The sequence below is a fragment of the Candidatus Laterigemmans baculatus genome (genome assembly GCF_010367455.1).
Classification (GTDB): Bacteria; Planctomycetota; Planctomycetia; order Pirellulales; family Pirellulaceae; genus Laterigemmans; species Laterigemmans baculatus.
On sequence record NZ_WRPR01000020.1, the window covers coordinates 24,137 to 43,335 of the forward strand.

Below are 19,199 nucleotides of genomic sequence, written 5' to 3' on the forward strand. Positions count from 1 at the left end.
TATGCCAACGTCTCTGCCGCAATACTTACCGTCGGATCGGTGCGATGCACAAACGCTTCCCTCTGTTCTCTCTTTCCGTCGCGATCGCCACGGGACTCCTGCCGGCCGCTCCGGCTCGCTCGCAGAGCCTGCCCGATCGCTTGGAGAACCGCGTCCGCGAGCGGCTCAGCGGCGAACAAGCTCCGCAGCCGACCGCCCCCCCGAACCTCCAGTCGCCTCCGCTGCAGCCCGCTGACGATGCGCTCCCAGCCAACGCCCCTCCCCGGCTCGGATTGGAAGCCGAAGAGCGGGGTGCGGGATTGCCCTACGAGGTGGTCGTCAACGGAGTCCGTCCGGGAACCCCCGCCGCCGCCGCGGGATTGCAAAGCGGCGACGTGATTCTCACCGCCGATGGCCGCCCGGTGAGCGAGATCGCCGACATCAGCTCGGTCCTGCAGACGAAGCGCGCCGGAGATGACCTGCGGCTCGCGATCCGCCGCGGCGATTCGCAGCTCGAACTCCAGGTCGTGTTCGCCCCAGCTGATGCAGGCGGAAGACGCGATGCAGTCGAAAGCCCCCGCTCAGCGGACAATTTCGGTGCAGCGGGTCCGGGTGCAATGGACGAGAATTCCCGCCGCCCCTCGGTGGTCGAGCGTCCCCCGAGCGGCTCAGGGAGAATCGGAGTGACTGTCGAGAACCCGTCGACCACGCCTCCGGGAGCCGGAGTGCCGGTGCGGCGGGGAGCGGTCGTCGTGGCGGTCGCCCCGGGTTCACCCGCCGAGTTGCTCGGGATTCAACCCGGCAACGTGATCGTGGCGATCGACGGCCGCGTGGTTCAGAGCGCCGCGGGTCTGATCGAAGAGATCGGGGCGACCGTTCCGGGACAGCAGATCGAGATCAGTTTCTACCGCGGCGAATCGTTGATACGGATGCCCCTCCGCTTGGCCGGAGCCGACGGGCTGGCCGCCGCGGCAGCCACTCCGGGAACGCCGGGCGGGGCGCGGTTAGGCCCGCCCAGCGGAGCCGCCGGGGGTGCGGGGGCGGCAAGCACTCCGCCCACCGGACTGCTCGGAGGATTGGGACAGGCGATCGGAGGAATGTTCGGTGGGGCTGCCGCGCCGCCAGCGACCACCGGCGGTGACGATCCGCTCGCCACACCTGGCGAACCAGTCACTCCCGAGGATCTAGCCACTCCCGAGGATCTCGTACCGCCACCGAGCGACCTGCCTCCACCGGACGCTCCACCGGCCAGCCTCGCCCCCCAGCCAGTCCCCCAGCCAGCCCCCCAGCCAGCCCCTCAGCCAGCCCCTCAGCCAGCACCGCAGAGCGGCAGCGAGCGTCCTCCCTTTTCCGCTCCTCCCGAGTCGGCAGGCCCCCTGACTCCGGTCCCGTCGACCGAACCGTCGCCGCCAGCGGCCGGTGCATTCGCTGCACCGCCGATGGAGTCTCCCGCTCCGCCCGAGGAGGAAACGACGCCGCCGCGCGAGACGTCGGTCAAGCCTGAGGGGTCGGTCAGGCCTGAGGCAGGCACGGCCGAGTTCGTGCCGCTGCCGGCCGAGGGTCCCGAGGAGATCCGTCAGCTGTTGGATAAAATCCAGGCGATGCAGCGGCGGATCGACGTACTCGAGCGTCGCCTCGCGGAGCTCGAAGCGGAACAGCCGCAGCCGTAGGAGACGGTCTTACCAGCGGCCCATTCTTACCAGCGGCCCGTCTTACCAGCGGCCCGTCGACCAGTCGGAGCCGACGATCTTGGCCGCTTCGTGGCTCAATCCGTACTCGAGGTCGGGCTGATTGAGTTCGAGGAAGACGGTATGTTGGGCCCGCGTCGCATCGGCGTATAAGATCGGTGCCCGACTGACTTTCAAGACGCTCGTCGGTCCGCCGTTCCAATCGATCGTGTAGACCCCCGCCTCGAGTGTCGGACGGGGCTTCATGCCGTAGTAGTTCGTCATCGTCTCGACCAGCCGCGTCGGGTCGCCGGTGAACCCGTGCAGGCAGACCCGCTGCAACCGGTGGTCGGGGCGGAAATAATAGGTGACCGTTCCGGCGACGTCGTCGGTCTGCGTTCCGGTGACGATCGGGACGCGAAGCCCTTCGAGCCGCAGGTCCGAGAGCACGGTCGTGACGCGAGAAAAGTGCTCGGCGACCCAGTTCGGCGAGATGTCGAACCGCAGCACGTCGCGGAAGTCGGCGACCGGTCCGCCCGCGATCCGCTGCGTGCCCGACTCAGCGAACTTATCGAGATCGCGAGAGCCGATGCGCCGGTCCCACAATTTTTCCGTCGTCTGGTGAGCGTTCTCCTCCGTGGACGCGAGCAGCGTGCCGTCCGAGGCGCTCCCTACCACACTTCGCACTTGGCCGGACAATGAACGACCGACTTCGGTTTCCGTGACCACGTATGGTCCACCCACGGCGGTGGCGATGATTCCAGCGGCGGCCATGCGACGCATCATGATGGATCCACTGTCGGTGAGGGGGGGAGGAACGGGCAATCCTTTCATCGACGCTGCGGGCTCGTCGGCTTGCCTCGCGGCACGCCGGACCGGATCGTCGGCGCGTTAGCTCCAACCCCTAGAACCGCGATCATGCACAATAGTCGCCTTTCGCCCCATAGTCGCCTTTCGCTCCGCGAAAGTAGCGTGGATCCGCGACTCTCCACCATAGTCGCCTTTCGCTCCGCGAAAGTTGCGCAGAATCGCTACTTTCGCGGAGCGAAAGGCGACTATGGAAGGCGGCTGACGAAATGATGAACGACCAGCATTCCGATTTGCAGGCGGTCACTTGGCTCTCGAGCGCCGCTGGACGGCGGGAGGCGGAGCGGGTGCGCGGCGAGTTGCCCCTCTCGCCCGCTCAGTTGCAGCGACTGCGAAACCGACTCGGGCGGACTGCATCCGAATGGCTGGTCGCGACCGCGGCGCTCCGCAAAGCTGCCCACGAGAAGCTCGGGATCGACGGTCTGCTGGTCACCGATCGGGGGCTCCAGCAGTCGACCGACCGTCACATCGCGGACTACAAGGCGTCCCGGTTTCCTGCGGGCGCGGCGGTCTGGGATCTGTGTTGCGGGATCGGCGGCGATGCGCTCGCGTTGGCCCGCCGCGGGCCGCTCATCGCCGTCGACCGCGATCCGCTGATCTGTCGCTTGGCCGCGCATAACTTAACCGTGTCAGGGTCCACCTCCGCGGCGGTGGTCTGCCAGGCGGTGGACCCGCAAGGCATCTCGGCGGGGAGTTGGATCCACGTCGATCCCGACCGTCGCCCCGGCGAGCGGCGGGTTGCGGACCCGCACCGCAGCGAGCCTCCGGCGTCGACGATCGAGGCCGTGCTGGACCGCGCCGCGGGAGGAGCGATCAAGCTCGCTCCGGCGGCCGATGTCCCGGAGCGGTGGAGCCGCGAGGGAGCTCGAGAGTGGATCAGCCAAGGAGGAAGCTGCCGACAGCAGGTCGTGTGGTTCGCCGCGGAGTTGCCCGCAGGCACCCGCGTGGCGACCGTTGTCGGGCGCGGCAGCTCGGTGGAGGACATCGGAGCCGCGCACACTTTCACCGCTTCGCACCGCTCGGCACCGGCGGTCGCGGCTGCCGAGGGGCCGCGGAACTGGCTGTTCGATTTCGATCCCGCAGTGCGAGCCGCGGGGCTGACCGAGGCGATGGCCGAACAACTTGGACTCGCCGCGCTTGGCGGGCCGGCCGGTTTCCTCACCGCTGAGGATCGACCGAACAGTGACGCCGTCTCGCCCGCGCTCTATCAATCGTTCCAAGTGCTCTGGGAAGGGCCGATGGATGAGAAGAAGCTCCGCCGACTGCTGGCCGATTTCGGTGTGGGCAGTTTGGAGATTAAGGTGCGCGGCGTGGAGCTCGCGCCGGAAACGCTCCGCAAACGGCTGCTCCCAAAAGCACGGCGTGGCGGCGAGCGGAGCGGCGAGCGGAACCTGACGCTGCTGATCGGTCGCGTGGAGAATCGCGGTCGGGTTTATGCCGCGGTGGCGGAGCGTTGCACACGAGTCAAGCATGTATAATCGGCCCCGCAGCGTTTTCGTCCATCACGGTTTGTCTTCTTGCTGGAGCTGAACTCAATGCGGATTTCTCACTGGAGCGGTCGCCTCACCACCGCTTTGTTCCTCGGATTGTTGACCACCACCGCGACGGTTCGCGGGGAAGACCCCATCTACACCCATCCCGACGAGGTCCCGCCGTCTTACGCGTTGCAAGGCGAGTACGTCGGCCAAGCGGGTAAAGAAGCGGCCCGCTTTGGAGCTCAAGTGATCGCTCTCGGGAACGACATGTTCCGGCTCGTGGGCTACGCCGGCGGGCTGCCAGGCGATGGCTGGGACACGAGCACCGAACGGGTGGAGATCGAGGGCAAGCAGAGCGGCGACGAGGTGTTGTTCCAGTCCGACATCTTCAGCGTGCGGTTGACCAAAGACGGACGGCTGATCCCCACGACCACGGAGGATGGCGTCGACCGCGGCGAGCTCAATCGCATCGAACGAACCAGTCCCACGATGGGTCAGAAACCACCGGCCGGTGCTCTCGTTTTGTTTGACGGGAGTTCCGCCGAAGCTTTTGAGAATGGTGAGATCGTGCAGGACGATCTACTGCTCGCCAATTGTGAGACGAAAGAAAAGTTTGGCGATCACTCGCTGCACCTTGAATTCCGCACCCCCTTCAAACCGACCGCTCGAGGCCAAGCTCGTGGCAACAGCGGTGTGTATATCCAAGGGCGTTATGAGATCCAAGTCCTCGACTCGTTCGGGTTGAGTGGAGAGGACAACGAGTGCGGCGGGATTTATAAGGTTGCCAAACCGAAAGTCAACATGTGCTACCCGCCACTGCAGTGGCAGACGTATGACATCGACTTTACTGCCGCCCGCTATGGAGCCGACGGCAAGAAAACCGCGAATGCGAAGATCACCGTCCGCCACAATGGGGTGGTCATCCACGACAACCTGGAACTGCCCGAGCACACCCCGGGCAAGTATCAGGAAGCCGACAGCCCCGGGCCGCTGTACCTCCAAGGGCACGGCAACCCGGTCGTCTACCGCAACATCTGGGTGGTGCAGAAGTGAAGTAGTATTACATCAGCCGCCGGGCGGTAGGCTCCGGTCAGAAAACCCAGTGATTTCAGTCTTTTGAGCCGTAGGCGCTAGCCTCGGGCTTCGCAGCCCCGGAATTTTCGCTGCAGCACCCGCGGCTAGCGCCGTCGGCTCAGGGTCTTCTGACAGAGCCTAGCCCCCGGCTCACGAAAATGGCCCACCACCACCCTCCCGCGGGAGGGTGTCGTCCAACTCTCCTGCGAGAGCTCCCTCACCCGAACTGATACGGCTTCCGCATCTCGGGCATCACCAGCGCGTTGGCTTCATCGTCGTTCTCGAAGCGTTCGCTTTTGGGGTCCCACTGCAACGGCCGCCCGAGTCGCATCGCGATGTTGTTGAGGTGACAGATCGTGGCGGTGCGGTGGCCGGCTTCCGGGGGAGCGAAGGGTTGTTCGCGGCTCTTGACCGCGTCGAGGAAGTTGCGGTGGTGGTTCTCGGTTCGTCCGAGCGGACCTTCCTCCACCGAACCGGGCAGGGCGAGCACCGATTCGGGTTCGGCTTCGAGCTGGCCGCCGTGGACGTGGACGAACAGCGAGCCCTTGTCGCCGATAAACCGCACCCCGCGAGGTCCTTCATCGACGCCGATCATCTTCAGCCCGTCGGCGTACTCGTTGATGAAGACGTAATCCATGAAGGCATCGTAGAGCCCGTTTTGGGGACGGTTTCCGACCGCGTAGATCTTCGTCGGACCGGTCGCGTCGCGATCGAGAGCGAGCTGGGCGATATCGATGATGTGGGCTCCCCGGTCGGTCATCTCGCCGCCACCGTACGCCAGCACGAACCGCCACCAGAAGTGGACCCGGTCGGCGATGTAGGGCACCGTCGCCGCGGGACCTTGCCACATGTCGTAATCGAGTCCGGCCGGCGGCTCGGTCGGTGCGGGGGCCGTTCCGTAGTTGGCCACCCGCTGGTGATGCTCCTGCTCGGTCGGCATGTTGATGCGGACTTCGCGGACCGTCCCGAGGGCTCCGGAGCGGACCAGTTCGCAGGCCCGGCGGACATTCGGATTGCTTCGCTCGTGGCTGCCGGTTTGCAGAATCCGCTGGTGCTTGGCGACCGCTTCGCAGATCGCGCGGCCTTCGCCAATGCTGTTGGCCAGCGGCTTTTCGCAGTAGATGTCCTTGCCCGCCTGTGCGGCATGGACCGAGGCCAGGGCATGCCAGTGGTCGGGGGTGGAGATGACCACCGCGTCGACGTCGTTGCGATCGAGCAGCTGGCGGTAATCGCCGGTGACGACTTCCGGTGCCTTGCCCGTTTTGGTCTGGATCTCGGCAGCCGCTTGATCGCGGTGGGCCGCGTCGACATCGGCGACTCCCACGAAGTCGACATCGCCGCAGGCGAGCAGCGCCCCGACGTTGTGGCGGCCCTTGCCGCCGGTGCCGATCGCCGCCATCCGGATTCGCTCACTCGCCGGTGCCGCACCGTCGGCGCCCCAGGCCCGTGCGGGGCCGAGGCTCGAGTGCACGAACAACGGAGCAGCCATCGCCGCTCCGGCTTTGAGCAGGGTGCGGCGATCGGTCCGAGGCAATGGCGTTGTCATCGCGTGTTTCTCCCGAGGCGATTTAAAAAAGGCGGGACGACGGGACCGACGGCGCGAATCCCTCGGGAGAAAGTTTACAGCACCGCGGCGACCGCTTCACACAAGGGCTGCAAATTTGCCCGCGTGATGCCCGCAACGTTGATTCTTCCGCTGCCGACGATGTACACGCTGTGCTCGCTCTTGAGCCGATCGACCTGCATCGGATTCAGACCGCTGAACGAGAACATGCCCTTCTGGTCCAGCAAGAACGAAAAGTCGCGATCCGGTGCGTGCGTGCGCATCGCTTCGACGAACGCACTCCGCATGTCGGCGATCCGCTCGCGCATCTCGGCCAGCTCCTGATGCCACAGCTCGGTCAGCTCCGCATCGTCGAGCACCGTGGCCACGACCGCACCGCCGTGCCGCGGCGGATTGCTGTAGTTGGTGCGAACGATCCGCTTCAGCTGGCTCATGCCCACCGCCGCCTGATCGCTGTCGCGGGCGACCAACGAGAGGGCGCCGACGCGCTCGGAGTAGAGCCCGAAGTTTTTGGAGAACGAGCTGGCCACCAGCACTTCGTCGCACTTCTCGAGCAGCAACTGAAGGCCGCGGGCGTCTTCGCTCAGACCCTCGCCAAACCCTTGGTAGGCAAAGTCGACCAGCGGCAGCAGTCCGCGGGAGGCGAGCACGTCGGCGATCTGCCGCCACTGCTCCTCACTCGGATCGACGCCCGTCGGATTGTGGCAGCAGGCGTGCAGCAGGACCACGTCCCCGGAGCGAGGGCCGGACTGCAGCGCGTCGAGCATCGCCTCAAAATCGAGCCCCGTCCGCTGCGAGTTCAAATAGGGGTAGGTCTCGACATCGAGTCCGGCCGCGGCAAAGATCGCCGGGTGATTGGCCCAGGTCGGGTTGGAATGCCAGAGCTTGGCGGCCGGGAGCAGATCAGCCAGAAAGTCGGCGGCGACGCGGAGCGCCCCGGTCCCGCCGGGAGTCTGCACGACCGCGACTCGTTCGGCACCGATCGCACCCTCGAACACCAACTTTTGAACGTGCCGCCGATAGTCGGGCAATCCGTCGATGCCGAGGTACGTTTTGGTCGCCTCGCCCTCGAGCAATCGCTGCTCGGCCGCCTTGACGCACCGCAGCACGGGCGTCCGCCCTTCGGCGTCCTGATAAACCCCCACGCTGAGGTTGATTTTCCGCGGATTGGGATCGCGGTTGAACGCTTCGCTCAGACCGAGAATCGAATCGGGAGGAGCCGCGGTTAACGTTTCAAACATAGCCAACTATTTCCAAGCAAAGCCTAAAATGAAATCTTGCATCGGGTGCGGAATGCAAATCGTAGTGCGCTTTGGTCGCAAGCGGGAGGCTCGATTTGTCGCCTAAATCCCGCAACCGCTACGATTTTCTCGTCGTCGGCGGCGGCTCGGCGGGCTGCGTGCTCGCCAGCCGTCTCGCCCACCGCGGAACGGTGGCGCTCCTCGAAGCCGGTAGCGACAGCCGCCACCCGCAGCTGGTTCGTCCGGCCGACTACCTCAAGCGTTTTGCGACCAGCGACGATTGGAACTTTGCCACCGAGCGACAGCCCCAGCTGGCCGGCCGCGTGCTCCGCGCTCCCCGCGGCCGCGGACTGGGAGGTTCGACGCGGATCAACGCCTCGATCTGGCTCGAGCCAACCGCCGAATGCCTCGCCGCTCTCGAAGCTCAGGGAGGCCCGTCGTGGTCAGTCGACTCGCTGCAGCGAGCTTTGGCGGCGGTCGGCGAGCGCGTTGCCCCCGAGCTGCCTCGGTGGCTTTCTCCAGCCGCTGAACGCTTTCTCGAAGCCGCTCACGAAGCCGGTTTCGCTCCGCTGGTCCACCCCCGCATGAACGCGTGCGGCCGCCGCGTCACCGCCGCCGATGCGTTCCTCGCCGACGCTCCCGAAACGCTCCTCCGAATTACGAACACGCGCGTCCGCTCGCTGGTTCTGGAAGAGAATGGCGTGCGCGGGATCGTCGTCGATTCGCCCGCGGGGGAGCAAACGCTTCGGGCGGACCGCGAAGTGATCCTGTGCAGCGGTACTGCTCAGACGGCCCACCTGTTGATGCAATCGGGGATCGGGCCGGCAGAGGTTCTGCGAGCCGCGGGAGTGGAGTGCCGCGTCGCTTTGCCGGGAGTCGGTGAAGGACTGCAGGATCACTTGATCATGCCGGTCATTTTCGACGTCCCGGCGGATACTCGTTTTCCCACGGCTTGGTCGCCTCGCGATCTGGCTCGCTGGCAGGCCGTTGGCCGCGGGCCGGTCGCTTCGAATCTGGCCGAATGCGGACTGATCGTCGGTGAGGGGGCGGACCGGCTCCAGTTGCACGTCACGCCGACCGATTACCTCCGACACCCCGCGGCGAATGCTCCGCCAGCGATGACGATCGGCGTCACGGTTTCGCAGCCGCGGAGCCGCGGACGGATCTGGATCGACTCGCCCGATCCGCTGCAACCGCCACGCACCGACCCGGCCTATCTGAGCGAGGCTCGCGATTTGGAGCTCGTCGAAGTAGGAATTGCCGTCGCCCGGCAGATCGCCGCCACCGAGCCGCTGCGGGGCTGGGTCGAGCCAGAGCGGCTGCCGGGAGCGGGCAAAGCGACGCGGGAAGCGCTTGGTCGCTCGATCGCCCGTTTTTCGCAAACCCTGTATCACCTGACCGGGACCTGCCGGATGGGAAGCGACGCGGACGCCGTGGTCGATCCGGAGCTGCGAGTGCGGGGAGTTGCGGGGCTGCGAGTGCTCGACGCATCGATCCTGGCCCAAGTGCCGGTGGCGAATCCCAATCCGCTGGTGATGGCGATGGCTTGGCGGGGGGCGGAATTGATCTAGCTCCTCGGCGTCGGATTTGCGGTGCGGCTTCCCCGTTTCCTCCGCCCTGGGGACTGCCGTACACTTCCGGGCGTGGACTGTCCTTTCTCCTCTAGAGCAGCTTTCGCGAGTGCCGATGTCCAAACGTCGTGACCTGCCCCACGTCGGCTGGCGTGAGTGGCTGGCATTGCCCGAGCTGGGAGTGCGCCGGATCAAAGCGAAGATCGATACGGGAGCCCGGACCGCGGCCCTGCACGCGTTTGGGCTCGAGGAATTCGAGCGGGAGGGGCGTCCCTGGGTCCGGTTTGCGATTCACCCGCGGCAGCGAGTCGATACGCTGGAGATCCTGGTCGAACATCCGGTGTACGAGTTTCGGCATGTGCGGAGCAGCAATGGAATCGAAATGCTGCGACCGGTGATCGTCACGCAGATCAACCTCGGCCGCTACGCCTGGACGACGGAAATCACTTTGGCGGCACGCGATGCGATGGGTTTTCGGATGTTGCTCGGGCGTCAGTCGATTCGCGATCACTTCTTGGTCGATCCCGGCCGTTCGTTCCTTCGCAAGCAGCGTCGCTCCGGTGACCGGCTCCCCAAACGCTCCTCGACCTAGAACCAACCCACCCCCACGGAAGCTACTGTGAAACTGGCGATTCTTTCTCGCGCTCCCCGCTGCTACAGCACCCGTCGGCTTCGCGAGGCCGCTCTCCAGCGGGGTCATAAGGTCAAGGTCCTCAACACGCTGAAGTTCGCGATCGATCTCCAGCCGGGGCAGCCCGATTTGTACTACCGCGGCAAGCGGCTCAGCCACTACGACGCCGTGCTCCCGCGGGTCGGGGCTTCGATCACCTACTTTGGGACCGCCGTCGTTCGCCAGTTCGAACAGATGGACGTGTTCAGCGCGAACTCGTCGATCGGGATCGCCAACTCCCGCGACAAACTCCGCAGCTTGCAGGTCCTCAGCCGCCACAAGATCGGGATTCCCGCGACGACGTTCGTCAAAGACCGCGCCGACGTGCTCCCGGCGATCGACCGCGTCGGCGGCTCGCCAGTGGTCATCAAGCTGCTCGAAGGGACTCAAGGCATCGGCGTCATCCTGGCCGACTCGGTCCGCATCGCCGAGGCGATTATCGAGACGCTGCAGAGCACCAAGCAGAACGTGCTGCTGCAAAAATTCGTGGCCGAAAGCAAAGGCCGCGACATCCGCGCGCTCGTCGTCGGCGACCGCGTCGTGGCCGCCATGCGCCGCGTCGCTCAGGACCACGAGTTCCGCAGCAACGTGCACCGCGGCGGCAAGACTGAAGCGATCCAGCTCGACGACGAGTACGCCGAGACGGCGGTGCGAGCGGCCCAGATCTTGGGGCTGCGCGTGGCCGGTGTCGACATGCTCGAAGGGGCCGAAGGTCCGCAGGTGATGGAGGTCAACTCCTCTCCCGGGATCGAAGGGATCGAAGGGGCAACGAAACTGGACGTCGCCGGAGCGATCGTCGACTACATCGCCGCCCATGTCGACTTCCCCGATCTGGACGTGCGACAGCGGTTGACGGTCAGCCGCGGTTACGGCGTCACCGAGCTGCACATCCCGGACGGTTCAGAGCTGATCGGCCGGACGATCGCTCAGTCGGGGCTGCACGAACGCGACATCAACGTGCTCACGCTGCAACGGGGAACTTCGGTGATCCCCAACCCCAAAGGGAGCCGCGTCCTCGAAGCGGGCGATCGGCTGCTCTGCTTCGGCAAACTCGAACAGATGCGGGAGATGATCCCCGCCAAAGCCAGAAAGGCTCGGCGGCCCAAGATCAAGAAGCTGAAAATTTCGGAAATCTCTTAAAACGCTTGGGATCGAGGGCGTCCCGTGGCATCCTTGATAACGGCCGACCGATTAGCGGCGGCGGTTAATCAACCAGGATTGCTCCACGGACTTCTCCGCGTGCTCGATCCCCAAACCCTCAGCCGACTATGGCGGCAACACGTCGATCGCCTGCTGATCGTCGCCCGAGCGGTCGGCGAAGGCGTCGGTGCATCGGCCGAGGATGCGGTCCAGGAAGCCTTCCTGCAGTTGGCTCGCCAGCCCCAAACGCCGGACGATCCGCTGGCGTGGCTGGTGCGCGTGACCCGCAATCAGTTGCTCCAGTGGCATCGCAGCGGCTCGCGTCGCACGGCCCGCGAACGGAGCATTGCCCGCGATCCGCAAGCCGCGGCGTGGCTCGAATCGGGCACGCCCGGTCTGGACGATTCGCTCGACGCGGCGCTCGTGACCGCCGAGCTCCAGCAGCTCCCGGAGCAGGTCCGCGAAGTGATCGTGATGCATCTCTGGGGTGAGCTGACGTTTCAGCAGATCGCCGACATCACCGGCGGCTCACGCTCCTCCATCCATCGACTCTACCAGCAAGGGCTCACTCGCCTTCGCTGCCGCTTTGAATCGTTCGTCGAGCCCGACTCGCCAGGGAATCTTCCATGAACGTTGACGACCAAGCCTTCGCGCGGTCGCTCGCCCGCCTGCGACCCGCCCCAGCAACGCTCGAGCCCGACGTCCTGCTCTACCAAGCCGGCCTCGCCGCCGGCCGAGCCGAAGCGAAAGACCGCGAGCGACTGTTCCTGCGGATCGCTGCCCTCGCGCTCGTCGCCGTCGGACTCGCCGCCGGTGGCGGGTTCTATGCAGGCCATCGCCAAGGGGAGCGTGCCGGCTATTTGGCCGCGGTGGAGCCACGGGGACTTGAGCCAGTCGAGAGTAAGCCGCTGGAGATCGCGCCCCCTTCGCAAACGCCTGTTGCGGTGGAACAGCCCGAGACGAGTTCGCACGAAAAGGCCGCGGTCCCCCAGCCGCCAGCTCCCGCCAGCGACTCCCGCCTCGCCGCCGCTGAACCTTTGCTTTGGCAGCGGATCCTTGAGCCTTTCGCGCCACGAGCGACTCGAACGATCGACGGCGCCTTCTCCACCCATTCTCCCTTGGCCATTCGTACCTCTGCCAAGCAATGGGAAGATCTCAGTGACTTCCGTCCCCCACGTGAACGAGCACCGAGCAGAGATGCCGTTGAAATCTCCTATCCCGATCTACCCGACCTCATCGAACCGCCACGACAAGTCCCCCAAACCACCAACTGGTTAAAGGCCATCACCGGCCCCTGGGGTTTGAGCGGAAATTAGACCCGACGGCGCCAGCCGCAGTCCCGGAGGGACGACAGATAATAGCCAGGGGCGTGAGCCCCTGGAAAGCGAGCCATACAAGATTATCCAGCCCCAGCGGGGCGACATCTCGTCGGCCCGCAGGGCCACCGTGGATCCTCATAAAAAGGCCTGACCCCATGCCTCGTCTCATCTTCCCATCTCATCACCGGCTCGTCATCATCGCGATCGCCGGCCTCTGGATCGCCACCTTCGCGAATTCCTCCGACGCTCAGATTCTCATCTGGCCTCCCGAAGACGCACCGGCTCCCAAGGCCGAACCGAAATCCGAAGACGAAGTCAAGACTCTTCAAATTACTCCGGCCCCCGAACCCGAACCGGCCCTCCGCTATCGCTTCTGGCCAATTCCCGGCGAGGAGACGCCGGGCAATGCAATGACCTTGTACCAGCGCGCGATCGCGATGCGGTTGGAACAGCGTGCCGAACGGCAAACCGATCCATTCTTTGAGAACTACGACCAGTGGATGAATGGGCCGCTCGACGAATTACCCAAAGAGGCCGTGCGAGACTACCTTGAAAAGAACCAAGCTGTGCTCGCGGAACTGCACCGTGCGGCGTCGATGAAAGATTCGGAACATGCCATCGGTTTAGAAACCATGCCTGGTTCCGACGCCCTCCAAGTTTTGCTTACCGAACTCCAACAAGCCCGCGACCTCGCCCGCCTCTTAGTGCTTGAGGCACGACTTGCTCGATCGGAAAAGCGGTACGAGGATGCAGTCCAGACGTTCAAAGCCAGTTTTCGACTAGCGGAGACCGTGGGGCAGGCAACGGATTTGTTGGTCGGTCGTCTAATCGGCCTTGCGATCGCGAACCATATGCTGCAAGAAGTTCAGGAGATGGCGACGCAGCCCGATTCTCCTAACATGTACTGGGCGTTTGCCTCGCTCCCCGATTCGCTTTGGGAAATCCGCCAAGCTCTCGAGTTCGAACTGAATCTCACCGGGCGTTTCCTCCCGCAGCTCGCCAACGTGACGCGAGATACGAGCCTCAGCGATGCGGGCTGGCAGAGTCGAATCGTCGAAGCGACGACAGAGTACATGGAGATTGCCGGTCCTCCGGCACAACCCCAGCAGTTGACCGTTCAGTCAAGGCTGGTGGCTGGTTCCTTAGTCCTTGCTTTTGATGGCAGAAGCCGGGACTACCTGGAACAGATTGGATATTCGCCTGAAGCAGTTCAAGCGATGTCACCAAGTGAGGCGGTGCTTCGCGGCATCCGTGAACGACTGCAGCGACTCCAGGATGAACAAGCAAAGTGGGCGTTGCTGCCGTATCGGATTGCGAAGGACTACGAAGCCCAAACGGCAGATGCCGTACGGTCACGAGACGGCGCGACCGATCCCGCCAGCGTGATGGTCTCTCTGCTCGCGCCGGCCGTGGAGGCCGCTCATGCAGCCAGTGTGCAAACCGAACAAACCGCTGCATTCTCAGCCACCATCGAAGCACTCCGGATGCACGCCGCGGAGCACGGCCAGTTCCCCGAGTCGCTCGAAAACCTCAAGCCCGTTCCCGCCATTCCCGACCCGGCCACCGGCGAGCATTTCGGGTATGAGAAAATATCTGATACCGAGGCCAAACTCGAGCGAGTCCCCGTGGGCGGACAACCCGATCCGACGTTGCGGTTAGAACTGCGTCAGTAGTCCCGGAGGGACGTCATAGAATAGCCAGGGGCGTGAGCCCCTGGATTCGAATCTCATCCATTGAACACCAGCCCCAGCGGGGCGACATAGCGAGGCGAACTTATGAAGATCAACCCACCCCCTCGACTTCTCCGGGTCTCTCTACTTCTCCTACTCTCTTTTCTCACCACCGCTCCCGCTCTCGCTCAACCCTCCCAGCCCACTACCGCCGACTTCATCGCCCCCTACCTCACCGAGGATACGCTCGCGGTCGTCGAGATCGATCTCACAACAATCGATCCCACTGCCATCGCTTCGTGGGTTCACGAGCACACCGAGATCGAGGAATCTCAAACGGCCCCGGCAGTGCAAATGGTTAGCGGCACTCTGGCAACGATCTGCAGCGCCGGCGTCGCCCGCGTCTACGGCCTGCTGACGACGCGAGAACTTCCCACAGGCGGCGGGGCGCTGCTGGTTCCCTGCAGCAATCCCGATACGGTCGCCGGCCTGCTCTCGGTCGCCGCTGCTCAAATCCCAGAACAGCTCGCTTACAAGCTCCACCGCGAAGAGGGACTGGTGGTCCTGGCCTCGGCGGCGATGTGGGAGAGGCTGCAAGCGAAACCAGCGGCCGAGCGGCCTGATCTAATAGCGGCACTCACGTCGGTCGAGGATCTGCCGCACCGTGTGGCCGTGGCAATTCCGGAGCGGCTGCGAACCGAAGTCGCCGCGATCTGGCCGAACCAGGTCCCCAAGCAGTTTCCGCTCGAGCTCTCGCCTAAGCAGTTGATGGAAGACTTCCGGGCCAAAGCCGTGGGCCTCAAGCTTCCTCCCGAGCCGCAGCTGACGGTCCGCGTCGCCACCGCTGGCCCCGAAGCGGCCGAACGAATCGCTGACGTCTCAAGACAACTGCTGGCGCTCACCGGCGAACCGCTCCCCACGGCCAAGGTTACGGTCCAAGCCGAGCAAGTGGTGATCGAGTTCAGCGAGCCGGATTTGCTGTGGGCCCTGGAGCGGGCGGCGAATCCGATGCAACTGGCCCGAGGCGAGATGCAGGACATGGACCAACTCAAGCAGATCATGCTTGCGATGCATTATTATCACGACGCACATGGCCATCTGCCGCCGCGAGCGACGGCGACGAAAGATGGAAAATTGCTGCTCAGTTGGCGGGTGATGATCCTGCCGTTCCTCGAGCAACAAGCGTTGTACGAGCAGTTCCATCTCGACGAACCGTGGGACAGTCCCCACAACCTGCGGCTGGCCGAGACGATTCCCGCGCCTTACCTCGTCAGCGGCCCCTCGCTTCCGCCGGGCCACACGCGCGTTCGCCTGCCGCAGATCGAAGGCTCTTTATGGGCCGGCAACGGGCCGCCGCTCGGAATCAAAGACATCACCGACGGGACGAGCAACACGATCGGCATCGCGATCGCTCCTCCGTCGGCTTCCGTGCCTTGGACCAAGCCCGAGTCGTGGGAACTGGATGCCGCGAATCTGATTGAGTCCTTCTTCGGTGAGCGGGAATTGGCGGCGGCTGCACTCATCGATGGTTCAGCGCACATGCTGCCCCGTTCGATTCCTAGTGAAACGCTCAGCAGGCTGCTGACGCACCAGGATGGTCAAATCGTCGAATTTCCGGTGGAATGAAAGTAGACTGACTGCCCAGCGTCCTATGCCCGCGTCCGTTTCCTGCGAGCCTTGAGGAAACCGGACGCTAGCGTGTGGCGGCTGATGTGACGGTTCGTCGATCGTTCGCTTTCCCGCTTTCCCCCTCGATATTGGTTTGTATTGATGCGTCTCTTTCTCTCGCTCGTCTCGCTGTTAATCGTCGCCCAAGCTGCCGCGGCAGCACCGCCGGCTGAAACCTCTGCCGATCCGACTGCCCCGTACCGCGAAGCGGCGACCAAGCGGTGGGAGAAGACGATCCAGGAGATGGAGCGCCGCAACGAGTCGGAGCCCAAAGTCGAGGATCCGATCCTGTTCATCGGCAGCAGCAGCATCCGGCTGTGGGAACCCGAGAAGCTGGCCGAGGACATGGCGCCGTTCAACACGCTGCAGCGGGGTTATGGCGGCGCCCGCTACAGCGACTTGGCAGTGTTCGCCGAGCGGGTGATCCATCCCCACGACTTCCGCGCGATCGTGATGTTCGTGGCCAACGACATCTCCGGTTCAGCTGCCGACAAAACGCCCGAGGAAGCGGCTCGACTTGCGCAGCACGTGATCGACGTCGCCCGCGAGCAAAAACCCGACGCGCCGATCTTCATCGTCGAGATCACGCCCACGCCAAGCCGCGCCGACGTGTGGGATGAAACGCGGAAGCTGAACGCGCTGCTGCGAGAAATGGCGCTGACCCAGCCGCACACCTATTTCATCGCCACCGCCGACCACTACCTCGACGCCGAAGGCAAAGCCCGTCCCGATCTATTCCGCGCCGACCAGCTGCACCAGAACGAAGCCGGTTATGAGATTTGGGCGCAAGTGATCAAGCAGAAATTGGATCAGGTGTTGGGAGGCGAGTAAGTTCGGCTTGATCGCATCTAAAGCGGCGTAGGCCGCAGTCCCGTAGGGACGACATCAAATAGCCAGGGGCGTGAGCCCCTGGAGAGCGAAATTGGGAAGATTTCTCAGCCCCAGCGGGGCGACATCACCCCGGAGCCGATTGCCATGTCGCCCCGCTGGGGCTGAACGCGGCAAGAACCACATACCTGGGGCTCGCGCCCCAGGCTATTTTATGCCGCCGCTACGCGGCTGAAATCCTTGCCATCTCACCTCACCCGGCCGTGGGGCCTTCCAGATACGTGTATCCGGCCAGGCCTTCTTCGTAGCTTTTGACAAACTGGCCTGCTTCTTGATTGTTGATGTGGCCGCTGCGGACCGCTTCTTCGACAGCCGCTTGCAGTCGGTCCATCAGCTCGGTGTCTTTGAATTGCACGTAGCTCAAGACTTCCGAGACGGTGTCCCCTTTGACGATCGCCCCGAGGATCACGTTGTCTCCCTCGAGATCGACGTGGACCGCGTGGGTGTCGCCAAACAGGTTGTGGAGATCGCCGAGGATCTCCTGATAGGCGCCGACGAGAAACACTCCCATGTGGTAGGGCGAGCCGTCGAAGTCATGCAACTTGAGTGTCCGGCGAACGTCGCGGCGATCGATAAACGTGTCGACTTTTCCATCGCTGTCGCAGGTAATATCGCACAGCACCCCATGCTGCGTCGGGCGTTCGTTCAGCCGATGGATCGGCATCACCGGAAACAGTTGTTTGATCGCCCAGCTATCGGGGATCGACTGGAACAGTGAGAAATTGCAGAAGTAGCTCTCGGCCAACATCCGGTCGAGCCCATCGAGCTCTTCGGGGATGTAGTCCATCTGCTCGGTCAGCCGACGGACGCGATGGCAAACCGCAAAGAACAGGTTCTCGGCGAGCACGCGTTGTTCGAGCGGCAAATATCCAGTGCTGAACAGGTTCATCGCCATGTCGAGCGACGCCTGGCTATCGTGGAACGTCTCGATCGCGTTGCGAACCGTTAGATCGCGATAAGCCTGAAACAGGTCATGGACCGGCTGTTCAAACTCTTCGGGGATCTCTTTGGGTAACTCTCGCTCGTTGCCCTGCGAGGAGACGCCGAGGGTCCCAAAAACCAGCACGCTGTGGTAAGCAGCGATCGCTCGTCCGCTCTCGCTGATGATATGCGGGTGCGGCACGTCGGCTTCGTCGCAGACGGTCTGGACCTGATAGATCACGTCGTTGGCGTATTCCTGGATCGTGTAATTCATGCTCGATTCGAAGTTCGTCTGCGAGCCGTCATAGTCGACTCCCAGACCGCCTCCGACATCCAGGTACTCCAGCCCCGCACCGCGGCGACGGAGTTCGACGTATACCCGCACCGCCTCGTTAATCGCCCCTTTGACTTGGCGAATGTTCGTGATCTGGCTGCCGAGGTGGAAGTGCAGGAGTTTGAAGCAGTCGCGCATGCCCCGTTTTTCGAGCAACTCGGTCATCGCCAAAATCTCGCTGACGGTCAGCCCAAATTTCGAGCGATAGCCGCCGGACGATTGCCAGCGTCCCGAACCGCGGGAAGCGAGTTTGACGCGAGCCCCCAGAGCCGGCCGCACGCCCACCGCCTCGGCGTGGCGGAGCATCGTCTCGAGCTCCGAGTATTTTTCGATCACGGGAATCACGGTGCGGCCCATCTTCTGAGCCAGCATCGCCATCTCGGCGTACTCGTCGTCCTTGAAACCGTTGCAGATCACTGGCATCGCCGGATCGCCCATCGCGATCACCGCCAGCAATTCCGGCTTGCTCCCCGCCTCGAGTCCAAACCCCAGCGGGCGGCTGAACTCGATGATCTTCTCAACCACATGCCGCTGTTGGTTGACTTTGATCGGGTAAACGCAGTGGTAGCGGCCTTGATACTGGTGATCGGCGATTGCCGTGGCGAAACAATCGTGGAGCGACTGCAGGCGGTCGCGGAGGATCCCGTTGAACCGCAGCAGGACCGGCAGATCGAGCCCCCGGGTCCGCAGTCGGTCGATCAGCTCCTTCAGATCCAACGAATGCTGCGGGGTGCGATCCGGATGGACGCGGAGATTGCCGTTCTCGCCGACGGAAAAGTAGCCCCCGCCCCAGCGCGGCACGTCGTACAACTCGGACGCATCGTTGGCGCTCCAGGATCGCGTCGGTTGGTTCAGCGGAATCGACATGGCGGAGAGAAATCGGAGGTCGGTAAACGGGCGGCCCAAACAAGCACCGGCAAAGATAACGGATTGCCCCCCAAACTCGATACCTCTCGGCAGATTGGAGAGGGCGGGCCGAGAGGCTACGTTTGTCGGGGCGAATAGCCATATCGGGCTGCCGGTCCGAGTGGGGTATTACGAATGAGCCGCAAGGCTCAAGACACCCTCCCCCCGGGAGGGTCGCGAGGAACGAGCGGGGAGGGCGCTGCGGCGTCGAGTTTGGAACGGAGAACGCTTCGAGCGGCCCCTCC

15 protein-coding genes are annotated in these 19,199 nt (G+C 64.0%); 11 read left to right on the forward strand and 4 right to left on the reverse strand.

From position 1 onward, the window contains the following. Nucleotides 1–44 precede the first annotated feature (44 nt). The gene (locus GNK13_RS04260; protein ID WP_164101205.1) at nucleotides 45–1,649 is read left to right on the forward strand and encodes a PDZ domain-containing protein; all 1,605 of its coding nucleotides are present in this window, start codon (nucleotides 45–47) and stop codon (nucleotides 1,647–1,649) included. A 42-nt stretch (nucleotides 1,650–1,691) separates the two neighbouring features. Here GNK13_RS04260 and GNK13_RS04265 read toward each other — a convergent pair whose 3' ends face one another. Further along, the gene (locus GNK13_RS04265) at nucleotides 1,692–2,432 is read right to left on the reverse strand and encodes a DUF6690 family protein (RefSeq protein ID WP_164101206.1); all 741 of its coding nucleotides are present in this window, start codon (nucleotides 2,430–2,432) and stop codon (nucleotides 1,692–1,694) included. 293 nt (nucleotides 2,433–2,725) lie between these two features. Between GNK13_RS04265 and GNK13_RS04270 the strand changes: the two genes are divergently transcribed. Together GNK13_RS04270 and GNK13_RS04275 are read left to right on the forward strand one after the other, a co-directional pair. After that, complete coding sequence (locus tag GNK13_RS04270) at nucleotides 2,726–3,991, forward strand: class I SAM-dependent methyltransferase (RefSeq protein WP_164101207.1); 1,266 nt, start codon at nucleotides 2,726–2,728, stop codon at nucleotides 3,989–3,991. Between the two features lie 57 nt (nucleotides 3,992–4,048). Next, nucleotides 4,049–5,041, forward strand: a complete 993-nt coding sequence (locus tag GNK13_RS04275) for a family 16 glycoside hydrolase (RefSeq protein WP_164101208.1) — start codon at nucleotides 4,049–4,051, stop codon at nucleotides 5,039–5,041. 238 nt (nucleotides 5,042–5,279) lie between these two features. On the opposite strand, the gene GNK13_RS04280 is transcribed toward GNK13_RS04275, so the two are convergent. Next, on the reverse strand, nucleotides 5,280–6,608 hold the full coding sequence (locus GNK13_RS04280) for a Gfo/Idh/MocA family protein (RefSeq protein ID WP_164101209.1): 1,329 nt from the start codon (nucleotides 6,606–6,608) through the stop codon (nucleotides 5,280–5,282). 74 nt (nucleotides 6,609–6,682) lie between these two features. Continuing rightward, complete coding sequence (locus tag GNK13_RS04285) at nucleotides 6,683–7,873, reverse strand: amino acid aminotransferase (protein WP_164101210.1); 1,191 nt, start codon at nucleotides 7,871–7,873, stop codon at nucleotides 6,683–6,685. 89 nt (nucleotides 7,874–7,962) lie between these two features. Between GNK13_RS04285 and GNK13_RS04290 the strand changes: the two genes are divergently transcribed. From GNK13_RS04290 to GNK13_RS04325, 8 genes are all read left to right on the forward strand, one after another. Next, complete coding sequence (locus GNK13_RS04290) at nucleotides 7,963–9,438, forward strand: GMC family oxidoreductase (protein WP_164101211.1); 1,476 nt, start codon at nucleotides 7,963–7,965, stop codon at nucleotides 9,436–9,438. Nucleotides 9,439–9,553: 115 nt separating this feature from the next. Next, nucleotides 9,554–10,030 carry an ATP-dependent zinc protease family protein gene (locus GNK13_RS04295; protein ID WP_164101212.1) on the forward strand — a complete coding sequence of 159 codons (477 nt, stop codon included), beginning with the start codon at nucleotides 9,554–9,556 and terminating at the stop codon, nucleotides 10,028–10,030. Between the two features lie 27 nt (nucleotides 10,031–10,057). Continuing rightward, nucleotides 10,058–11,248, forward strand: coding sequence for a 30S ribosomal protein S6--L-glutamate ligase (rimK, locus tag GNK13_RS04300; RefSeq protein ID WP_164101213.1), 1,191 nt, complete (start codon nucleotides 10,058–10,060; stop codon nucleotides 11,246–11,248). A 24-nt stretch (nucleotides 11,249–11,272) separates the two neighbouring features. Next, on the forward strand, nucleotides 11,273–11,878 hold the full coding sequence (locus GNK13_RS04305) for an RNA polymerase sigma factor (RefSeq protein WP_164101214.1): 606 nt from the start codon (nucleotides 11,273–11,275) through the stop codon (nucleotides 11,876–11,878). Then, nucleotides 11,875–12,564, forward strand: coding sequence for a hypothetical protein (locus GNK13_RS04310; protein ID WP_164101215.1), 690 nt, complete (start codon nucleotides 11,875–11,877; stop codon nucleotides 12,562–12,564). The genes GNK13_RS04305 and GNK13_RS04310 overlap by 4 nt, the downstream gene beginning before the upstream one ends. 158 nt (nucleotides 12,565–12,722) lie before the next feature. Next, complete coding sequence (locus GNK13_RS04315) at nucleotides 12,723–14,240, forward strand: hypothetical protein (protein ID WP_164101216.1); 1,518 nt, start codon at nucleotides 12,723–12,725, stop codon at nucleotides 14,238–14,240. A gap of 102 nt (nucleotides 14,241–14,342) precedes the next feature. Then, nucleotides 14,343–15,863 carry a DUF1559 family PulG-like putative transporter gene (locus tag GNK13_RS04320; RefSeq protein WP_164101217.1) on the forward strand — a complete coding sequence of 507 codons (1,521 nt, stop codon included), beginning with the start codon at nucleotides 14,343–14,345 and terminating at the stop codon, nucleotides 15,861–15,863. Nucleotides 15,864–16,007: 144 nt separating this feature from the next. Continuing rightward, a complete protein-coding gene (locus GNK13_RS04325) occupies nucleotides 16,008–16,736 on the forward strand; it encodes a GDSL-type esterase/lipase family protein (protein WP_164101218.1) in 729 nt (242 codons plus the stop codon). Between the two features lie 250 nt (nucleotides 16,737–16,986). On the opposite strand, the gene speA is transcribed toward GNK13_RS04325, so the two are convergent. Beyond that, the gene (gene speA, locus GNK13_RS04330; RefSeq protein WP_164101219.1) at nucleotides 16,987–18,915 is read right to left on the reverse strand and encodes a biosynthetic arginine decarboxylase; all 1,929 of its coding nucleotides are present in this window, start codon (nucleotides 18,913–18,915) and stop codon (nucleotides 16,987–16,989) included. Nucleotides 18,916–19,199 lie beyond the last annotated feature (284 nt).